At 65.1% G+C, this 20,875-nt stretch carries 17 protein-coding genes; all 17 read left to right on the top strand.

All coding sequences use genetic code 11. The features are described from left to right. Positions 1 to 137: 137 nt before the first annotated feature. The 17 genes from HNQ08_RS05680 (at position 138) to HNQ08_RS05600 (ending at position 20,807) form a co-directional block, all read left to right on the top strand. The gene (locus tag HNQ08_RS05680; RefSeq protein ID WP_184128243.1) at positions 138 to 6,251 is read left to right on the top strand and encodes a hypothetical protein; all 6,114 of its coding nucleotides are present in this window, start codon (positions 138 to 140) and stop codon (positions 6,249 to 6,251) included. Beyond that, positions 6,251 to 6,637: a hypothetical protein gene (locus tag HNQ08_RS05675; RefSeq protein ID WP_184128240.1), complete on the top strand. Its 387-nt coding sequence runs from the start codon at positions 6,251 to 6,253 to the stop codon at positions 6,635 to 6,637. The genes HNQ08_RS05680 and HNQ08_RS05675 overlap by 1 nt, the downstream gene beginning before the upstream one ends. Then, positions 6,637 to 6,990, top strand: coding sequence for a hypothetical protein (locus HNQ08_RS05670; RefSeq protein WP_184128237.1), 354 nt, complete (start codon positions 6,637 to 6,639; stop codon positions 6,988 to 6,990). Before HNQ08_RS05675 ends, HNQ08_RS05670 begins: the two co-directional genes overlap by 1 nt. Before the next feature lie 3 nt (positions 6,991 to 6,993). After that, on the top strand, positions 6,994 to 9,246 hold the full coding sequence (locus HNQ08_RS05665) for a hypothetical protein (RefSeq protein ID WP_184128234.1): 2,253 nt from the start codon (positions 6,994 to 6,996) through the stop codon (positions 9,244 to 9,246). Further along, entirely contained in the window at positions 9,236 to 9,460 is a 225-nt protein-coding gene (locus tag HNQ08_RS05660) for a hypothetical protein (protein ID WP_184128231.1), read from the top strand. The genes HNQ08_RS05665 and HNQ08_RS05660 overlap by 11 nt, the downstream gene beginning before the upstream one ends. Further along, positions 9,457 to 11,472: a hypothetical protein gene (locus tag HNQ08_RS05655; protein ID WP_184128228.1), complete on the top strand. Its 2,016-nt coding sequence runs from the start codon at positions 9,457 to 9,459 to the stop codon at positions 11,470 to 11,472. Before HNQ08_RS05660 ends, HNQ08_RS05655 begins: the two co-directional genes overlap by 4 nt. Positions 11,473 to 11,479: 7 nt before the next feature. After that, the gene (locus HNQ08_RS05650) at positions 11,480 to 11,926 is read left to right on the top strand and encodes a hypothetical protein (protein ID WP_184128225.1); all 447 of its coding nucleotides are present in this window, start codon (positions 11,480 to 11,482) and stop codon (positions 11,924 to 11,926) included. Further along, complete coding sequence (locus HNQ08_RS05645) at positions 11,926 to 12,630, top strand: hypothetical protein (protein ID WP_184128222.1); 705 nt, start codon at positions 11,926 to 11,928, stop codon at positions 12,628 to 12,630. The genes HNQ08_RS05650 and HNQ08_RS05645 overlap by 1 nt, the downstream gene beginning before the upstream one ends. A 71-nt stretch (positions 12,631 to 12,701) precedes the next feature. After that, positions 12,702 to 13,115, top strand: coding sequence for a hypothetical protein (locus HNQ08_RS05640; protein WP_184128219.1), 414 nt, complete (start codon positions 12,702 to 12,704; stop codon positions 13,113 to 13,115). Next, positions 13,112 to 15,067: a hypothetical protein gene (locus tag HNQ08_RS05635; protein ID WP_184128216.1), complete on the top strand. Its 1,956-nt coding sequence runs from the start codon at positions 13,112 to 13,114 to the stop codon at positions 15,065 to 15,067. Before HNQ08_RS05640 ends, HNQ08_RS05635 begins: the two co-directional genes overlap by 4 nt. A gap of 92 nt (positions 15,068 to 15,159) precedes the next feature. Then, positions 15,160 to 16,752, top strand: a complete 1,593-nt coding sequence (locus tag HNQ08_RS05630) for a right-handed parallel beta-helix repeat-containing protein (RefSeq protein ID WP_184128213.1) — start codon at positions 15,160 to 15,162, stop codon at positions 16,750 to 16,752. After that, a complete protein-coding gene (locus tag HNQ08_RS05625) occupies positions 16,753 to 17,094 on the top strand; it encodes a hypothetical protein (RefSeq protein ID WP_184128210.1) in 342 nt (113 codons plus the stop codon). It abuts the gene before it with no gap. A gap of 11 nt (positions 17,095 to 17,105) precedes the next feature. Then, positions 17,106 to 17,627 (top strand): hypothetical protein, encoded by a 522-nt coding sequence (locus HNQ08_RS05620; protein ID WP_184128207.1) that lies wholly within the window; start codon positions 17,106 to 17,108, stop codon positions 17,625 to 17,627. Between the two features lies 1 nt (position 17,628). Next, positions 17,629 to 17,949, top strand: a complete 321-nt coding sequence (locus HNQ08_RS05615; RefSeq protein WP_184128204.1) for a hypothetical protein — start codon at positions 17,629 to 17,631, stop codon at positions 17,947 to 17,949. Continuing rightward, positions 17,946 to 18,719 carry a glycoside hydrolase family 108 protein gene (locus HNQ08_RS05610; protein ID WP_184128201.1) on the top strand — a complete coding sequence of 258 codons (774 nt, stop codon included), beginning with the start codon at positions 17,946 to 17,948 and terminating at the stop codon, positions 18,717 to 18,719. Before HNQ08_RS05615 ends, HNQ08_RS05610 begins: the two co-directional genes overlap by 4 nt. Positions 18,720 to 18,982: 263 nt before the next feature. Continuing rightward, positions 18,983 to 19,654, top strand: a complete 672-nt coding sequence (locus HNQ08_RS05605; protein WP_184128198.1) for a hypothetical protein — start codon at positions 18,983 to 18,985, stop codon at positions 19,652 to 19,654. 4 nt (positions 19,655 to 19,658) lie between these two features. Further along, entirely contained in the window at positions 19,659 to 20,807 is a 1,149-nt protein-coding gene (locus HNQ08_RS05600; RefSeq protein WP_184128196.1) for a helix-turn-helix domain-containing protein, read from the top strand. The last annotated feature ends 68 nt before the right edge of the window (positions 20,808 to 20,875 follow it).

Genomic DNA, 20,875 nt, shown 5'->3' with positions numbered 1-20,875 from the left:
TCGTTTAGCAGATAGAAGCTCCTAAAATCCATAAGGAATGAACGGACGCTGGAGCTGAAATTTAAAACATCAACAAGGCCCGCATTTACGCGGGCCTCTTACTTTATCTATCCACTTTTCGCTGACAGGAGTTGCCCATGACCCTCCCCAACCTCTCCGGCAAGGCCACGTTGGACATTACCGACTTCCGGCAAGGCATCAAGACCGTCCGCGCTGATCTGGCTACCGTGCAGGAGCTGGGCAAGCGCATGGGCACCATCCGGATCACTATTGATCTGAGTGCCGCAAAGGACGTCCAAAAAGCCACCCGTGCCATCCGCGACGCCATTCAGGAATCGCTGCCCACCGACATGCAGCGCCGCATTGACGACACCTTCGGGGCGTTCAGCCTCGGGGCGAACAGCGCCAAGCAGAGCGCTGCTGTTTTTGAGGCGCAGGCCAGCGCTCTGCGCGCCAGGATTGACGAGCTGGACCGCGCCGTGAAAATTACCCGCGCCGATTTCCAGGCTGGATTCGGTGACGCCACGCCGCAGGAAGTTGGCAAGCTGTCCGTGGAGATGGCCCGGCTTTCCCAGGAGTTGGAGCAGGTGGGCAACACGGCCCGCAGGGAGTTCGGCGAGTACTCGCGCGAGGCCCAAAAAGTCGCCAACGCCAACCGCCTGGCCCAGACCACCGCCGCCGCCGCCAGAGGTGAAATCACCCGTCTGGGGCTGGCCTCTCAGGTCAAGCTGGGCGTGGGCAGTGCGCTACAGCAATACGGCTCCCAGGCCGGATTTGCCGCCAACAACATCTTCAGTCTCGCCAAATCCAGCGACAGCGCCCGTATCGCCCAGGGTCTGTTTGGCAAAACCATCGAGAAGACCGGGCAGGACGTGGGCGTGGCGGCAGAGACGGTGAATCGTCTTCAGGACACCCTGGCCTTGACTGCCGACGCCGCCCGCGAGGGCATTCGCGGCCTGTTGCGGCAGGGTTTCACGCTGGAACAGGCCTACACCTCGCTCGAAGGGGCAGGAGCTTCGGCGCTGGCCGCCGGACGAAGCGCCGCCGATGGGGTCGACGCCCTGGTGGACGCCGTGACCAGCGGCACGTCCGCGAGGCTTGGCGAAATCGGGGTCAGCGAGAACCTGAGCACTTTCCTTCAGCAGGAAGCCAAGGCCAGAAACACCACGGTGGATGCGCTGGACAAACAGGCCCGCGCGCAGGCCGCTGTCAACTTGATCACCGCTGCCACCTCTGACGAAGTGGGCGATCTCTCGGCGCTGCTGGGCGGGGTGTCGGGCAACCTGAGCAGCACCAGCCGGGCCTTCGACGAGGCCGGTAAGAAGCTGGGCGAGGCCTTCATTCCCCTGCTGACCAGCGGCATCCGCATCGTGACCAAGTTTGTGGACGTGTTCAACGATCTGCCTGAAGTGGGCAAGAACACGGTGGCGATCCTGGGTGCGTCCGCCATCGCGGTGGGCTTCCTGGCCGGTCCGGTGTCCAATCTGGCACGCGGCTACGCCACCATCCGCGATGGATTGAGGGGCGTCAAAGCGGCGTCTGATGGGCTGGCCGCAGGTGCACAGGCAGTGGGCGAAGGCGTCGACAACATGGCGCAAAATGCCGACGTCTACACCAACCTGGCAGAGAAAGCACGAGCATTCTATGCCAGCGCGTCCGTTCGCATCACCACCTACATCAGCAACACCCTGCTGGCGAGCGGCGCCACCACCGTGTTCAGCCGGGCCTTTCTGACCGCCGTCTTGAACACCAACCTCTTCACCACAGCCATCGGCACCCTGACTGTCGGCGTGGCGGCGTCGGCCCTCGGCGTGGCGGCACTTGCCGCTGGCGTGGGCTACTTCTCGGTCAAGCTGATCAAGGAAACACAGGCGATCTACGACCAGATTGATCAATCGAACAACGACAGCTTCAACGCCACCATGAAGCGCGTGGCGGCCCTAACCAAGGAGGGAACCGAGCTGAGCCGCGCCCAGGCCCGTGTGCTGCTTATCCAGCAGCAGCTTGGCGACGCTCAGCAGGGCGACATCGTAGGTACCAAGCTGCTCACCGGTGAGCGCATCTACAAGGTCAATGAAGAGGCCGTCAAGCGCTATCAGGGCGCGTTGGTGGAGGCCCAGAGCGAAGTCGTTCGCCTGTTCACGGAAACGCAACGCCGCGGCCAGCTGAACCTCAAGCTGACCGAGGATCAGACCAAGGCCGTGCGCGAGTTGCAAAGGGCCCTGGAAGGCCGCGCCTTCAATCTCAAGATCGAGGGGCTGTCCGACATGCAGGCCGATCTGGCCCGCGCGGGCCGGGATTTTGCCCAACTGCGCGAAGAACTCAAAAAGCCTTTCGTGGTGGCGGGCAAGCTGCTGGACCCGGGCCAGACGCCGGCACTGCGGCAGGGGCTGGCTCAGCTCGACGCCGGGCAAGAGGCCGAGCGGGCCTCGATTCGCAAGCGCTACGCCGACGAAGCCCTAGCCGTCGCCAAGCGTTCAGCAGTCGAGGTTCAAGACGCCGAGATTGCGGCCATGCGCGAAGGGCAAGCCAAGAAAACCGCCCTTCGGCAGCAGGAACTGAAGGCCGTGCAGCGGGACGCCGACGAGCGGATTGCCGCCCTGGCCGATTTCCCGGAGCAGCAGCGGCAGCTCGAAGAAGACACCCGCCAGATCATCGCGGCCAAGCGGCGCGGCTGGGCCGAGGAGGATCGCCAGCTGACCGAAGGGAACGCCCGGCGGGTCGCAGAGGCAGAGGACCGCGCCGCAGCGGCCGTCATTGAGGGCATGAGAGACGGTCTGGCCAAGCGGGAGGCCTTGCGCGCCCAGGAGCTGACCAGCCTGCGCCAGGATGTGGCGGACCGTGTCGCCGCCCTGGCAGGCGACACGGGCGCGCAGGCCGACGTACAGGCGGCAGGCGAGCGCGAGATTGAGGCCAAGATTGAGGAGCAGAACCTCGCCCGTCTGGCCGAGGCACGCGAGACGGCCCAACGGATCGTGGACGCTGAAAAGGGTGCCCGCGACGGCACCATTGCCGCCATGGCCGATGGCCGGGTCAAACGGGAAGCGCTTCGTGCCGCCGAGCTCCTGGACCTGAAAGCCAGCATCGCTGAGAAGGTGGCGGCACTGGCAGATGACCCCGAGGCACAGGGGCGCGTGCAGGCCGCAGGTGACCGGCAACTCGCCGCCAAACGGCTGGAGCAGGATCGCCAGCGCGTCGCCGAGGTGCGCGAGACCGAGAAGCTGGTGCAATCGGCCCGCGACACGGCCCGCGCCGCCGAGATCGCGGCCATCGAGGACGAGGGCCAGAAGCGCCAGGCCGAACGCGAAAAAGAGCTGGCTGACTTCCGGCAGACGCTGGCCGATCGACTCGAAGCCTTGCGCGACTACCCGGCCCAGCAACAGGTTGTGTTGGAGGCCGCCCAGCAGCAGACCCGCGCCATGGAGCAGCGTTACGCCCAGGAGGATGCCCTGGAGGCCACCGCACGTGCCCAGCGCATCGCCGACGCCTACCTGAAAGCGCAGGACGCCCAGTTCGCTGCCGAGCAGGCCGGGCGCGACAACCAGGCGGCCCGCTACGAGCTGGATCTCGCGCGGCGGCTGGCTGGCGTCAGGGACAATGCGGTCCAGACCGCTGAGATCGAGGCGGAAGCGCTGCGTGAACGTGCCCGATTGGTGGAGGCCGCGGCGCAGGCCCAGTACCTTCAGGACCAGCAGCGCCTCGTGAACACCCGTGACCGGGCGTTGAGCGACACCAAGCTGAGTGCCGACGAGCGGACGGCTGTCTGGCAAGAGTTTTACGCCAACCTGAATCAGCTGAGTGGCACCTTCCAGGCCGGGGAAAAGCAGCGCCTTGCCCAGCAGGAAAACGACGCCCGTCAAGCGGCAGAGGCTATACGTGCGGCCCGGCTCGTGGAAGCCAACAGACCAGTGGAGCAAAGTCGATCACGCCTGCAGGAGTTGCAGCAGTCGCGCGAGCTGGCCGCCTCGGACGCCGAGCTGTTCATCATCGCCCAGCGGATCAGTGCCGAGCGTGAAAAGCAGATTGAGCTGCTGCGAGAGCAACTCGCCGGTTCGGGGGGTGTAAGCCTGAACGACCGGGAGCGCGTCGCTGTGGAGGAAAAAATTAGAGGCATTCAACATGAACAGGCCCTCGCTTTAAAGGATCAGCAGGCCACGCAGCAGGCCCTACGCGAAAGTGCCCTGGACCGCCTGGACGCAGAGGCGCAGTACGCCGAGAAGGTAGCCCACACCTCCGCAGAATTGGAGGCCGCTCGCCAGAAGCAACTGGGCGTGGCGCAGGCCCGCCTTCGGGAGCTGGACGGCCAGATCGTCGCCGAGGGCCAGGAGCAGAAGCGTAACGCCCTCGTGGCGCAGCGTTTCACCCTTCTGGGGCAGATCGCGGACCTGACGCTCCAGGAAGCAAATGCCCCCATCGACGCCGACGAGCGCCGATTGAAGCTGTATCAGGCCCAGGCCCAGACCCGGTTGATCGCCAACGGCCTCGCTGACAATGAGGCGGCCACCGCCCAGCTCACCCTGCAAATCGCCGCGCAGGAACTGCTGATCGCCAACCGGCGTGTAGAAGCTGCCGGGAATCAACTGTCCCTGGAAGCCGCCCAGACCGAGCAAGCCCAGGCCCGATTAGCCTTTGCCCAGGCGTATGCCGCGTCTCAGGTTAAAGCCGCCCAGGCACCCGCCGCACAACCGCAACCCCTCACCGCTCCCACCATCAGCGCGCCCCAGGACCCGCGCAAGCGGCAACAGGAGCTGCGTCAGCAGGCCCTGGACGATCTGGGCCGCGAGCTGGAGTTGCAGAACAAACTGCAGGACGTGGCCGAAGCCCGCGCCCGAGGTCTGGCCCAGCTTGCTGGAAGTGCCGACGACGCAGTGGCCAGCGCCGCGCTGGAGCTACGACTCACCCGCGAGCGCCTGGACCTGATCGACACCCAGCTGAGCCGGGAGGGTCTGGGGGCAGCAGGCCGCGCCGCCCTCACCCAGAAACGCCTCGAACTGCTGCTCAAGGAGGAAGACCAGCAGCGCAAGCTGAATGAAACCCGACTGGCCGCAGCCCGGCTGACCGAGGAACTGGAAGTGGCCGAGGACAACCTAGCCACGGCGTTGGCCGGGGGCAACGCCGAGTCGGGTAGGATCGCGGCGGCTACCCGTCAGATCACCGAATCGCGCCGGGTGCTGACCGCCGCCGAGCGGGACTATGCCCAGGCCAGACGGGAGGCCGAGCAGGTCGGCAGCTCGGCCAACCTGGAGAAACTGAAGACAGCCACCGACGCGGTAGCGGACGCGGTGGGCAACCACCGCACCGCTGTCCACAATCTGGCGAGCGAATACCGGACCTTGATCGGGCAGATGGACGGCGTGCGCGACGCTGGCGACAAGCTGCGGCAGGTGGCGTATGGGGACGCGCAACCCTTTGAGGCAGCCAGGGAGCGTGAACGCCTGTCGGCCATCGCCCAGCGGCGCGACGCGGCCCAGCGCGAACTGGCGCAGGCATTATCGGGCGGTCAACCCGAACAGATCGCCCGCGCCACCGAGGAGTTGACCCGTCAGCAGGAGCGTTACACCCGTCAGATCGAAGTGCTGGGCAAGAACGGCGTCCGGGTCTCGGACCTCGGCCAGCGGGAAACCCAACGGCTGGCCGACGCGGTGGACGCTCTGGGCATCCAGTATGACCGTGAGGCCGTGGGGCTGGCCGAACGCGCCCGGATCACCGATCAGGAGGCCGAGAACGCCCTAACGCTCCAGGGGGCCGCCGAGACGTTCAACGCAGGAACGGGCCGGCTGGTGGCCGCGCTGGAAAGCACCGTGGCCAGCCTGACCGCCGCCCTGCAACAGGACAGCCTGGAGCGGGAGCAGCAGACGCTGGTGGACCGGGAGCTGGCCGGCAGGGTGGCCGCCCCTGCGGTGCCCACCCTGCCGCCGCGTGTTGCGACCGCCTCGGCCACCCCTTTCACGTTTGACCTTAGGGCGCTTGACCAGCTCGCGGCCAGGTTCGCTCCGCCCAAGCTGCCGGAGGCGCAGCCCGTCACCGTCACGGGTGACGCGGCCAGATCCATCGGCAGGGAGGTCGGCAGAGAAGTGGTCGGCTCCCTGGCCAACACCAAGCCAAACGCCATTGCCCCCATCACCAACTACGCCGGAGACACGTACTACATGACCGTAAACGGTGCGCCTGGCCAGTCGCCAGAGGCAGTGGCCGACATGGCCATCCGCAAGCTCGAAGACCGTGCCCGGCGCGCTGGGCGGGGGTGCTGATGGCCCGCTATCAACTGAACATTGGCGGCACCGAACTCAACCCCACGGTGCCGCCACAGGCCGTCAGGCGCACGGGCGGTGGGCGCAGCGTGGGTGAGGCCGTGAGCATCAACGGCACGGTCATTCACACGCAGGGCCACCGCACCGCCCGCCGCGTTCAGATCACCTCTCCTGGCCCGGAATGGGTGCTGCTCGAAGAGCAGGTGGCCGCGCTGCGGGCGCTCGCCGCGTCCGGCGCATCCTTCACGGTCACGTTCGGAGAGGGCTACGAAACGGCGGGCACGTTCACGGGCTGCCTGTTCGACGGCGACGCCATCTTCGAGCCCAAGCGCCAGAGCGCGTACGCCAACTACAACTTCACCCTTTATCTGCCCCAGGAGGCCTGATGCCCAGAGCAGTTGAACTCCAAGCCGCCGACGGTACGCCGCTGGCGGCTTTTGACTTCGGGACCGTGCTGCCCGGCACCAGCAGCGCGCCCGTCCCCATCCGCTTCAAGAACACGGGCACCGTGGCGGTCAACGTCAAGGTGTGGGTGGAGAATGCCGCCAGCACCGACGGCACCCTGAACCTGAGTTTCGGCGGCGGGATAGGCGTCACGGCCCTCACCGAGGCGGACGCCGAAGACCTGGGCATCCTGCCCGCCGGCCTGGCCCTCGCCGCCACCGTCAGCTACGTCGTGCCCGCCGGGAGCCAGGGCGTGATGCAGGCGCGCTCCGTTCTCAAGTTCAAGTACGGCTAAGCCATGCCGATTCTGATTCTCTCCGGCAACAGCGGAGCCCCGCAGACGCCACCGGCCTTTCTCCCCGGCGTGCCGGCGACATTCACGGCGACGACGGTTCAGGTGGTCACGCGCGCCGCCCTGTTTGTGGCGCGGTCCAGCCCGGACTACATCATCGGCAGCGTCGCCTTTCAGGCCCAGAGCCTGCCGCTCCCCCTCACGGCGGGCGGGACGGAGACCCTGTACCACGCGCAACTGAGCGGACTGCCCGGGCTGGTCCTGTCCTGGGACTACAGCCACAACGGACAGGACGAGGAACTGTCTGCCGTGGTGCGCGGCCTGTTCGGCACGTCCACCCCCACCGTCACCCTGAATGCCGAGGCGCAGACCGGAGGCGGCAGCCTGCTGGCCCGACTGCCCACCCGCACCTTCAGCACAATGGGACAGGAACCGCAGGAGGACGTGGGCGCGTTTCAGACCACCTTTCGCTTCCGCGAGAGCGTGTCCACCGTCCTCAAGCGCGCCGTGCTGCCGGAAAAGATTGCCTGGAAGATCAGCCCGACGCCGGACCCCTGCCTGAGCGTGCGCCAGCGTCAGAACGTCAGCGTCCTCGTTCACGACATTATGCGGAACTTCGGACGCTTCTTTCTGGAGGTCGACCCACTGATTAGCGCCTATTTCGAGGAAGGGCGCACCGATTTTTCCACCGAGGACTTGACCCCGCTGGAGGTCTGGGACGCCACGTATGGGCAGCTTGGCATGGTCCTGGCCCTGTCGCCGGACGGGCAGCCGGACCGTTTCGTGGGACGCTTCCCGAATCCGCTGGACACGCGCGGCGGGGCGTTCATTTCCCCCGACTGGATTACTGCTTTGTCGCAGGGGCGCGAACTGCTGCAGACGCCCGTGCGGCTGACCCTGAAGGGTGCCGATCAACCACTCCCGCTCAAGCCCGAGGTCATCCTGGGCCTGCTGGCGGGCGATCCGGGGCTGGACGAAGTGAGCCGCGAACTGCTGCCTGAGCAGGAATGGTATGACCCCGTGGAAAGCGCGGGCACGGCGCGCACCCAGCGCGGCTATCGCAAGAGCGGCGGCCAGATGGTTTCAACCCTTGAAATCACGACGGACGACATTGAGGTGCGCGAGACGGTGGACGACAAACCGTTCTTCAAGCTGTGGCGCGGCGTGGCCACCGGGTACAAGCGCAGCGACACCGCCTATGACCCGCTGTGTCCGGGGCGGCCGCTGCGCGAGGTCACGGAGAGCAAATCGTGGGGATTTGACGCGCAGACCGCCCCGGGCACCTTTTACGCCTACGGTCCAGCGCTGTACCACACCCTGAACGTCGGGGATCTCGTCTCGGACGAGCGCACCGTGACCACCTACCGCTACAGCCCGCAGGGGTATCTGGTGGCCAAGACCACCGCGACGCGCCGCCTCGCCAGCTTGAAACAGGAGGCCGCCGAGGACACGCCGGACAAGCGCGGTCCGCTGGAGGGGCGCGAGTACGTGGTCACAACGCAGACCGAGCAGTGGCAGCCTGCAGGCGGAGGGCGCTGGCTGTATACCCCAGGGGTCAGCGGGCAAACGCTGGTGCCGGTTTACGACGCCGAGAGCGGCGAGGCCATCAGGACGGCGAGTGTGGCGCGGTCCAGCCCGGACGCGCCGCGTATCACCGATCAGGCACCGCCCAACTACGACTGCAACACCTGTGACCTCAAAGAAATCCTTGACCCGACGGGCGCGGTGTTCCGCCCCGGCGACGCAGGATTTGCCGACGCGCAGGAGGTCACGATTGCCTTTCTGCCGCCCGAACTGCTGGTGGACACCGGCACCCTGATCCTGGCGCGCGACTGGGGCCGCCTGGTCACAAGCCTGGACGTGCCGCTGCCGCTGGGCCACCTGCCAGGAACGTGGGTGTCGTTTGGCGAGGGGCAGGACTCTGGACGGGTGCGCGAGTTGCGGATGGGTCAGGCCGAAGGCGACGTCAAGATCATCACGCAACTGACCCTCGTGCGCCCGGACTACCTGCTGGGCAAGCCGAATCAGGCCGCCCGCGACAATCTGCTGGCCGAGTACGGGTCTGGGCGGGCGGTGATGCTGGCAGGCAAGCCGGGTGGGGCGCTGGCCCGGATCGTGCGCGGCTGGGATCCAGTGGCGGTGCAGCCGATTGTGGAACCGGGCTTTATCGCCTTCCGCACCGGCTTCCCGCCGCGTCCTGGAGACGAGATCGAGTGGAAGCTGGTCAGAGGCCAGCGGGAGGCCACGGGTGCGCGATGACCTGATCGGGCTGATCCTGGGGTGTGGGTGCCGGAAACGCTGCTGCTGCGACAAACCGGAACCAGACCCCACGCCCGAGGGCGGCAACCTGTTCGCGCAGAAGGGGCGCGGCACGCCGCCGCTGCGGGTGGCCGAGGACTCTCCCTTCATCCCGCCGCCGCCGCAGTTTGACTCGCCGCAGCGCCCTGGCAGCTGGACTGGCAGGGTGACATGAGCCTGCTGTTCAGCTGGGAGCCCCGGATCCTGATGGTGGGCGAGGGCGAGGGCACCGGAGGTGGCGGTGGCCTGCACATCCCCAGGACCATCCCTGACGGCATCTTCGCTGGGGAAACGGGGATACCAGACGCAGACGCGGCCATCGTGCTCGATGACGCCTCCCTGCAGCCGTTCGGCCTGTCCACCCGGGTAGATCACGACGCCCGGGTGCTTCACCTGTTCAAATACTCCGAACAGGACTTCCCGACGTTCACGCCGGACGCGGTGTTCATGGGGTTCAACGCTGCACGCCGCGCCGTTCAGGAACCGCTGGACAGCTTCAGCCAGACGCCACGGACCGCCTGGGTGTTCACGGCGGGGTTTGAGCGGGACGTGGTGGACCGGGGCAAGGTGTACGCCTCGCGCTTCTGGTCGGAGGACGTCGTGCCCTACGCGGGCGGCAGTCTGCCGGATAACCCGGTGCTGTATCAGGAGCGCTCGCTGCAGGCCTGGGACTTCAAGTGGACGGTCAACACCGCCGATCAGGGCAGCCGGGAGGCCACCATGTACCGGCAGGCGCGTTTCTCCTACCCGATTGACAACGCCGTGATCACCGACGACACCGTGCAGGCCCACATCGAGGGCGTGTTTCTGCCCGGTGAGTGGTCAGTGGGCCGCAGCCGATTTCAGGGTGGCCGGGAAGTGCATGTCACGGAAGTGCTGGCGGTGGAGGTGGACGCTAACGGCAACATTCTTCGCACGCTGGTCAATCAGTGGTACACGATTGCGCGGCTGAGTCAGGTCGTCCGGTATCCCGGCCAGGTCTTTGACGGCACCGTACCAGAGGGCGCCGACCCGGAATACCGCATCCTTGACGGCTACGAACGCCTGACCGGATGGGTGCGGTACATCCCTTATGTGCCGGTGGACGTGTTGCGAGATTTTGAGTACACGTCGTTCCCGGGCATCCCGACCGAGGCGCGGGTGAACGTCTTCACGGCCGCGGAGGGACAGGTCAAGGTGTCCGGCCCACGGACCGGCAACATCGCGGCGCTGACCACCAAGAGCGGCGTGACCGCCATCCTGACCGCCTACGGGCATGAGTTCACCGGGGGAAGTTGGGCAGCTTTAAGAGACACGCCGGTGCGGCTGGAGGACACGCCGGAAGGCGAACCGGTATGGGACTTCACGCCGCACATCATCCTGCACGCCAACGCCAGCACGGTCAGCGCGGTGCGCCCGGACGGCGAGCTGCTCAGCATTCCGCTGTACCTGTTTGAGACGGAGGTGCTGCGGGTGGATCCGGGCAGCTTCACAGGCTTTTCACCCGTCGGCACCCTGTTCAACACCTGGCCGCCGCAGTGGGCCTGGGCCGATGTTCAGAATGAAGCCATCGGCGTCCAGTCACGCGCCCTCGCCGCTTACGACGTGTGGCGCGACACGCAGAAACGCGGGGCCGCTCTGGGCAGCCCGCCCCGCTGGACCTGGGGCTCAAGGCCGGGCAAGCGCCCCAAGCTCCTCCCCGAGACTGCCCCCGTCGCGCCGCTTGGCGTGACGCTAGCAGACGTGACAGCGCTGGTCAGCCAGGACGAGGTGCTCGCTCGCGGCGAGGGACCGCTGCTGCTGCCGCTGACGGCGGTGGCGGTGCGCGATGACGGACCCGTGGATGTGATGGCCGCCGTCGCCAAGCGGATCTTGTATCAACCCGCCGAGTGGCCACAAGAAAGGGATGACCGCAAGGCCACCGCTGGCCCGCTGGTCCTGACCTTCCCCGAGACGCCGCGCCCAGGCGACGGGCAGAGCAGGGCGGCGGCGTTACTGCTGCGCCTGAAGACCACCAAGCCCACGATCAAGGTCAACGATCAGGAGATCGAGCTGATCCGGCTCGGCCACAACGCCAGTGAGAAACGCGGCTGGCACCCATACACCGTTCCCGTGCCTGTCGGCACCACGTACACGCTGGAGTTCACCGGGCAATGCTCACGCGCCTTGCTCTGCGTCAGAGTTTTTGACGTCCCCGCTACCCCATAGGAGAAGCATGTACACCCCGACACCGATCCTGCTGGGCGCCACCACCGAGGATGGCCTCACCCTGTCTGTCACCGCCGACGAGGGCGGGCTGAGCGGCTATGTCCTGACCGGGCAGAGCGGTCCAGCCGTCAGCATCGAGAAAAGCCCGAATGCTGGCGCAGCCTGGACGGCGGTGGTCTTCCCGTACACCGTGCCGGCAGGCAGCCTGTTGCGCCTGACCCGACTGGACCCCTCAGTGGAACTGACCACCATCCGAGCGCTGGCCCCGGTGATCGACAGCCCGGCACCGGGAGGGGGAAGTGCGACGCTCTACGCCGTCACAGCGGACGCAGAGGGCTTTCAGACCATCAGCAACACCAATGCCACCACCGACGCGGAGGGCTTTCAGACCTTGCCCGACGCCACCGCCACCCCCGACCCGGACGGGTTTGAATCCGTGGAAAGGACTGCCTGATGCCCGCTGGACCCTACCCCACGAAAGCCATGCACAACGCACTCAAAGGCCGCGTGTCCACCCTGGAGAATGCCTCGGGCGGCGGGGGCGGCAGCGCTGCGCCGTTGTTTGTCGGCCTGCCGAGCATGGGCCTCCCGACGGCGCCGCTCTTCCCACTGTTCAATATCCGACTCCAATGGCAGCGCCGCAGCGTCAGCGTGGCGGGCTTCCGGCTGGCCGGGACGGTGCCCGCCGATGTATTGGCTGGGGTCAGCCTTCAGCGCGGGACCAACGGCAACGAGGCGGTATCGGCAGGAAACAACCTCACCTTGACCCGGGTGGACACCACCATAGACGGGCAGGCCTACACCGATTATCTGTTTGACCGGTCCTATGTCGCCACCGACACGACGCTGAACATCAGTTTTACGGATGCCCAGCAGTATCCGGTCAGCCCGGTTGCCCAGGTCGCGCTGGCAGGGGTGATCAATCCCGACGGCGGCGGGTTCCCTTTTATCGAGATCCTGTCCGATCAGCACTTTGAGGTGCCCCTGGTCCCTGTGCCCACTCCCGGCGACCATGAACCGTTTGTGCCCCAGCTGAGCTACACCGAAGTCGTGTGGCCTGCGTCCGACGCACCGTACCTGCATGTGTTCAAGGCAGACAGCGACGGCATAGGCGGCAGCCATTACCACGTGCCGTTGACGGCTGGCCTGCCGGTCTAGCCCTTCCCCTATTCACTCTTTCTCCGCCCCCCGCCCTGACCCGGCTGGGGGCGTTCGCCTGGAGGTCAACCATGGGATTCCTGGACAAGCTCAAAATGAAAGACCCGGCCAACGTGCGCCAGGCCCCCGCGCGCAAGGCCGTGCTGTACATCGTGGACGACGCGACGGGCGCGGCCATCCCGCTCACGGCTGGGCAACTGGGCGGCGCTGGTGCGGCCTCAACAGTGACTGCCACCTATTCGCCGGAGAGTCTGGCAGTGGGAGCAGACGAGGTCAGCCTGAACGTTCCGGCAGGGGCCAACCGCGCCCTGGTGACCGTCACTGTTGGAACGGCCCGCCTGGGCCTGAGCAACGCGGCCACCGCCCCTGGCTACAGCGTGGGCGAGGGTGTGGAAATCAACGGGGCGCAGCTCGCGGCGCTGCGGCTGGTGCGCGACGGCGACGCGGACGCAACCGTGCGCGTGGACTACTGGAGAGTGGAGTGATCCCTATTCGCAGGCCCACAGGCGGCACTGGACTGCCCGCAAGTGGCGTGGCCGCCCTGCCCCATGTCAGCGGCAGCCCAGCCCAGACGACCGGCAGCATCGGCGCAGGTGGCACCGCGCTGACCGTGGCCGACGCCAGCACCTTTGCCGTCGGCCACGGGGTCTTTGTCCTGGGGGCGGGCGGGGGTATCACGCCACTCGTTACGGTCATCACCGCTGTGAACGGCGCGGTGCTGACCCTGCGCGACGCGGCCGTCCAGGGCGTGGCGGGCGCACGGGTCCAGCACGACGACACCGAGGCACTCCAGGCCATCATCACGGCGCGGCTGGCCACCGGCAACGCGGAGTTGGACCTGCCCGCCGGCACCTTCCGGATCAACCGGCAGTGCGCTCCCGGCGCAGGCGGACTGCTCAGCCTGCCGCCTGAGTACAAGCAGGCCAACAAGGTGCTGACCCTGCGCGGCGCGTCCAGGCCGCCGAATTTTTATTTTGAACTGCCCGCCCGTGCTGGGCTGACCATCCTTGAAACCGAACTGACCGGGATTGACAACACCATCCTGTACGGCATCATCGGCGCGCCGTACGCGGGCAGCGACGTGCCCGACGGCAACAGCGTGCTGAGCATCGAACTGCACGCCGAGAACCTGCTGATGATCGTCCCGCCCAACGGGAGCATCGGCGGCATTCAAGGCCTGTGGATGGGCGGCTTGAGTGCCAGGAACGTGCAGGTGCAGACCGGGCGGCGCTGGCTGGACATGGTGGCCCTGAGCAACCCCGCCAGCTTCGGCATCGCCTTCCCGACGCAGGGCAACTACGGCATGACGCACGCCCAGACCTGCGTGGTGTTCAACGTGTACGCCGGGTACATCGTGGCCGAGCATTCCACCTTCGACTACTGCGCGGCGGGCAACTGCCACTACGGCGTCTTTGCCCGCAGCGGCGGCCATCTGTCGTCTGGCTCGCTGAACCTGTACCAGTGCCGGATCAACGTCGGCGCGGCCAGCGGGGCTGGCTGGCACGGCAACGCGCCCCGCCTCGCGGTGGACTACACCGTGTCCTTTGAGAACACTGGCACCCAGGGCAGCGGGAACTTTGCGCCCATCGTGGACCTGGACGACCCGGACGGGCACCTGAGCGGCGTGCTGCGCTACGAGGCCTATCCAGACGTGCCGCTGACCCGCAACGGCGGCCCACAGGTGTTCGCCGTGCCGCTGTCTGACCCGGGCAGCGTGTGGGGAGCAGTCGCGCCAGCCCCCCTGGCCTGGGACGCCAGCGGTCCGAGCATTCAGACCGACGTGGCGCTGTGGCTGCGTGCCGACCGGGCGCCAGGTGCAGCGGGCGATCCCGTCTCCGACTGGCCCGACGCCGCGAGGGGCATCCACGCCACGCAGGCGACGGCGGGCGCGCGTCCGGTCAAGCGTGCGGGTGGACAGGGCGGGCAGCCGTACCTGGAGTTCTCCGGGGCGCAGGAGCTTGTCACCTCGGCGCTGGACGCACTGGCTGGACGCGGCAGCCTGACCGTGCTGGTGGTCCTCGCGGCGTCGGGGGCGGCCACGGTGGCACTGGAAACGGGGGACAATTCCAACAACGTTCCTGGCACCTGGGGCGTGGTCTACGACACCGGGAAAATTCAGTCCATCCTCAACATGGGCAGCGCGGGCACCGTGGCCGCTGCCGAGGCTCTGCACAACACCGTCTCCGCGCAGATCATCACCGTCAACTACGCTGCGGACCCGCCAATTGCCATGCGCGGCGGCAACACACTGATTGTCCAGCCCCCCGCCCCTGCCCAGACCCTTGTGGGGGACGTGTTGCATCTGGGGCAACGGAGTGGTGGCGTGGCACCGCTGACCGGGCGCATTTACGAGGTGCTGATCTTCAAGCGTGAACTGAGCGCAGCCGAACAGACGGCGGCCTACGACAACTATCTGAAGGTCCGCTACGGCCTGTAATTGACAGAGACTTTCCTGGTCCCAGCTCAATCCCTGTGGCCCTCGCTTTCGAAGCGGGGGCTTTCCCTTTCTCCTGTCCCGAAAGGAAATCCATGATCAAGACCACCCGCGCCTGCCTGCTTTTGCCGCTGCTGCTCATGGCCTGCCAAGGTCCACAGAAACAGGCCAGCACACCCCGCACCCTGCTCCCCCAAAGCCTGGAGGTCCGTCCGCCCACCGTGCAGGTGAACGGCCAGCCCCTGACCAGCGGCGTCACCTTGCAGCCCGGCGACACCATCACGATCACCGTGCCGTCTGCCCCGCCGGTGGTGGTCACCCCGCCTCCGGTTTCTGTGCCCACACCTCCAGCGCCTATCCCTGTGCCCCCTACGCCCAACGTGGCCGGCACCTGGGCGCCGCTCGCCACCGAAGGGAAGACCTTCACGCTGAGCAATCCCAGCCGTGTGCGTTACGGCCTGGGCGAGGTCTGGAACGTCAAGGACAATCTGGTCGGCACCTTGACCTGCGGGAACGGCGTGTTCGGCGATCCCGCCGTCGGGCAGACCAAAGTCTGCGAGCTGTTCGTGCCCAGCGTGACCGAGGCTGCACCCTCCGCCCCATTGGTCTATAACCCGCCCCTGACGATCACGAAGGGCGGCACGTACACCGGCGCGTGGGAATCGCTGGACGCCAACACGCCTGCAGTACTCGTCAAGACGGGTGAGCCGGTGACCATCGAGAATTGCACCCTGCGCGGCAAGGGCATCCTGATCAAGGCCCCCTGGGTATCCGCCCAGCTCACCGTGCGGGGCTGCACCGGTCTTGGCCTGAATCCGGACGACGTGACCCGCATCCCGGGCCGCTTCGTGCACGCCGAGGGCTTCAATTCCGTCACCATCGAGCGCAACGCCCTGATCAACACGGCTGGGATCTACCTGAACGCCTGGGCGGGCAGCAACGCGGCCCCGGTGATCGTGCGGTACAACCGGGCGCGAGATATCGAAGGCCGCTACAGCGATGGCAAGAGTGGCTTCCAGGACAAGTTCTACCGTGTCCAGTTCCTGCAGCTGAACGCGGTGAAGAACGCCGTCGGCGTGGACATCGGGTGGAACCGCATCGACAACACAGCGCGCAAGTCGCACGTCGAGGACACCATCAACCTGTACGCCTCCAGCGGCACGGCGGCCTCGCCCATCCGGGTCCACGACAACCTGATCAACGGGGCCTTCGGCACCCCACCATCAGGCAGCTACAGCGGCGGCGGCATCATGCTCGGCGACGGCAAGGGCGAGCACCAGGAGGCCGTGAAGAACACGGTGCTGGAAGCCAGCAACTACGGCATTGCTGTCGCGGGCGGGAACAACATGCGCGTGCTGGACAACGTGGCCCTGGGGACCGGTCAACTGCCCGACGGTACCCTGCTGGACGCCGATCCCGACGCGGGCTTCTACGGCAGGAACTACTCGAAGGAAACCCGCGACGCAAGCACCGTGCTCTTCCAGAACAACTATTCAGGGTGGGGCCGTCCCAAGAAAGGGCAGCCCGACGCGCGCTGGGATTACAGCTTGAACCCCAAGCTGGTCACCAGCGTCAACAATCTCAGCGCCCCGAAAGGTCCCATCACGCCGGGCATGCTGGCGGAGGCGGTGGCCAACTGGGAAGAGCGGGCCAGGGCGGCGGGGCTCAGCGACGTGGGGGGGCTGTAAGTGGGCCGCTCCTTTCGCCTGCGAGCTGCCCTGCTGATGGGGGCGGCGCTGTCGCTGCCCGCACTGGCAGCCCTGAATGTTCCAGCCAATCCACCCAGCGACTTCTTCTGCCAGCCGCTGGTCTTTCGTGATCAGGTGCTCGGCATCGGGTATCAGGCCGTGATCCGCGCGGCCCCTGGCTGCCAGAAACCAGCGCTCGTGCGCAAGGAAAATTTCTTCACCGGCTCCACTGAGCCCCCTCTCCTGATTCCTGTGGGCGAGGTCCGGCGGGTCTGGCTGTTCACGCACCGGCTGACCTACACCCTCGACAGGCAGACCTGGCGGCGGGCGGTGGTCCGGTAATGGAGCGCCCCATGTACAGCCGCTGGGATCTGATCAATCCCACCAACATCCTGGCCCTCCTGCTGTTCGGGATGGCCTTCGTGGTCTACCACCGCCCTTCCATGCCCTTCCTGTACCAGGGGTACTCGCAGTTCACGACGATCATGCCCTGGGCGTGGTGGGGCTGGGCAGCCGCGGGTATTGCTGTCCTGCTGCTGCTCTCCCCACGAGCTGGACCGCTACGCCTGCTGGCACACGCCATGTGCGGTACGTACCTGCTGGCGGTGGCCGCGTCGTTCGGCGGCGCGAACGGCATCGCCTTCGGCGTCACCACGTTCACCATCCTGGCCGGGGCCAGCGGGCTGTTGTTTGCCCGCACGGCAGTGCACTGGGCCGCGCAGTCCAGCTGGTGGGCGCGAGTGGTTCGCCGTCCGCCCCGTTGGCTGCGCCGACTGGCCGGGGTGCCAAGGCGAACGCGGCCGCGAGGGCCTTCATTCAGACAGAGGGTGGCGCGCTGGTGGCGGCGTGCGCCCAGAAAGGGACGGGATGGATAGCGTGGACCTGACTCCCGTGATCGGTTTAATCACCAAGGGCGGACCGGCAGCCATCGTGCTGAGCGTGCTCTACGGCCTGGCCATGCTGGTGCGCGAGATCCGGGGCGGCAAAGTCTCTGCGGTCCAGAATGCCGATCTGGTCACCCGTGTCGGAGTGCTGGAGGCGGAAATGCAAAAGATTAAAGACCTGTTGGAAGAGGCGCAGGGCGAGAACCACCGGCTGCGCTACCAGCGCGATCAGGCGCGCATTCGCGTGGAATACCTGGAGCAGCTGCACGACATTCAGCCGCGCACGAAATGGCCGGAAGAGGAGGACTCGTGACCAGCGACTTCGAGCGTGCTCACGAGTTCACGGCCCGTTGGGAAGGCGGCCTCGTCGATCACCCTGCAGACCCCGGAGGCCGCACCGCTTACGGCGTCACTCAGCGCGTGTATACGGCCTGGCGCACTGGCCAGAAGCTGCCGGCACGCGACGTGTGGCTGATCCGCGAAGACGAGGTGTTGACCATCTACCGCACCCGTTACTGGGAGGCCTACCCGTTTCCCAGTCGCCTGCCCTGGCCACTGTCTGCGGCCATCTACGACATGGCCGTGAACCACGGCGGCGGGCGCAGCGATGGTAGCAACGGGGCAGGCGGCCTGCTCCAGCGGGCCATGACTCATCTCCCGAACGGGGCGCCGGTGGACGTAGCGTTGGCAGCCTGCGACGAGCGCGAGACGTTCTACCGGGCCATCGTCAGGGAGCGACCCAGTCAAAGCGTGTTCCTGCGCGGCTGGCTGCGGCGCGTGAATGCCCAGCGCGTGTGGCTCCGCGAGAACGCTGCGCCCGCCTTGCCGCCCCGCGTGATCCTGATCGACATGGCGGGGCAGGAGGTGGACTGGAGTGGCCGTCCGGACAAGTACGGCGGTGTGCTGCTTGATGACGCCCTGATCATTCAGCTGAGAACCGTCTACGCCTCGCCCGGTGGGCCGTGGAACTATCCCGGCCTGCGGGTGTGGGTTCGCCGCAATGGGGACATGGTGCTGGAGCGTGCCCCGCTTAAGCCTAAAGACCACACAGAAGCACCCTCTCTGCCATCACAGGCGCGTTAGTAGGCCCATGGCGAGCATGACACTGGAGGGGTGGCTGGATTGACCTGTAAGCCTAGTTGAAGAGACAGAAGAACACTGAAAACGCCCCCATCTCTCAGATCCGGCCGAGAAGTGGATTTTTCATTAAGGCACACTCTGCATCAGCCTTTGCGTTCGGCCTACACGCAGAAAAACAAGGTGGATCTCTCAAATTGAGCCTTTTCCGTTTCTGTTTCCGCTATACGGGACTGTGCAATCTAGGAAAAAAGTTATACGCTGGTTACGTGACGGGCGAAACGACTGAAAAACTGACCGCCGCGCAGGAGCTTATCCAGCGCTTCCTTCCCGACTCTGTTCTGGCTGTGATCGGGCAGGAGCTGTACGCAGCCTACGTAGGCGCCACAGCCATCATGCGGGAGAACATTGATCGCTCGGCATTCCGTGAGACAGCGCCTCATCTGCTGCGCGGAATGATCGAGACCGCATTGAAGAATCTGGGACAGAATCTCTCGGGTGCAAACTGTGTCACCGAAACAAATGCCAGGAAGACCAGCAGCCACAACGAGCTCCAGATCGGCAATCGTCTGATATTGTCGGCGGCCCGCTGTAACAAGCGGACTGGCAAGTCCCGGCCTGCTGGCTACCGGCGCGCGCACTCGGTGCAGAACTCCCCGTTTATGTATCCGGAACTTCTCGAAATCCCGGATGTAAAAGCTGGGGCAAAGCTCAATGGCTACCTGGAACACCTACCCAATCTCAAGAAACCGGATGAGGTGTCGATCCTGAGGATCGTTTTCCCCACGCCGGACTACTTGAGCGAGATTGCAGTGATTGATCTTGAGCCGTACTTCCTGGCAGCCATGGGCAATGCGAAGCCTGCTGAAGCGACACGTAGTGTTCCCGAAATCGAAGAAGACCATGTTCTCGAGCTGGTCGAGGTTCAGAAGACAGAGTGATTTTGTGAAACAACCATCCAGCTTTGTAGGCGCTCGTCTGAGTGAAGTGAGGGAGGCATACGGCATGGCCGTGGGCACCCTCGCAACACTCGTTGGCGTCCACAGAAATACTATCGGCGAATACGAAAATGGCGCTCAACCCGACGGACCGACCTTGGACCGGATTAGCAAGGTTCTTGGCGTGCCAGCCCACTACTTCTTTGTGCCCATTGTCCGAGAGGCGCATGCCCCTCCTCTGTTTAGATGTAAAAGTAAAACAACAGAGACAGAGAAACGGCAAGCAGAGGTTCATCTCGAGTGGGTCCAAGAAATTGATCAGTTTATCTCAAAGCATGTAGCACTGCCAAAGCCGAATCTTCCTGATCTATCAGATATCCCCGCCCATCCTCGACTAATCAGGAGCGAGCATATTGAAGAAGTGGCAGTAAGAGTAAGGAATCAATGGGGACTGGGAGAGGCACCCCTAAATAACGTTGTCCATGTGCTAGAGAAAAATGGTTATATTGTTAGCCACTTTTCTCTTGGTTTTGATAATGTTGAGGCATTATTTTTCAAAACGCACAGAGAAAGAGCATATATCCTTGTTAATAAGGATTACGACTCAGCTGCTCGACTGAGGTTTACCGCGCTACATGAAGCGTCTCATGACATCCTTCACGGCCGTCTGCCTACAAACTTCGAAATCGACAAGCCCATGAAGAAGCTTATTGAACAACAGGGCAATGAGTTGACTCTAGCAATCGCTCTCCCTCAGGCTTTTATTGATGAAGTAAAGTCAGTATCACTAGAGACTCTTCGGATTCTCAAGCCGCGCTGGAAAATGTCGATACAAGCAATGCTTCGTCGTCTACTGAATGTTGGAAGAATTGATAAAGCACGGTTTGCGTCTCTAATGGTTCATCTCTCCAAACGTGGTTGGCGCATGACTGAACCTCACGATGACGCGCTCCCCATCGAGCGCCCTACCCTCCTGAAGTCTGCAATTAATGCCCTAGTAACCAAAGCAGGAATGCAGAAGAGTGCTTTAGGAGCTGTGCTTCCCCTGCCTGTTGGGATTGTAGAGAAACTAGCCGGACTCCCTGCTGGGTATTTCGTGCCAGATCCGGAGGATTTTAACTTGTCAGTGCCAAAGAATATTCAGCTCTTTGGCTAAGGCGCACAAAGAAGCATTTACGACCTTGGAGATTACGGTTCTTCAAGGTCGTTACGTTTAGCTATCGG

The sequence above is a fragment of the Deinococcus humi genome, from assembly GCF_014201875.1.
Classification (GTDB): Bacteria; Deinococcota; Deinococci; order Deinococcales; family Deinococcaceae; genus Deinococcus; species Deinococcus humi.
Note: the sequence above shows the minus strand (reverse complement) of the source record. Positions and strands in the feature narration are given on the sequence as shown.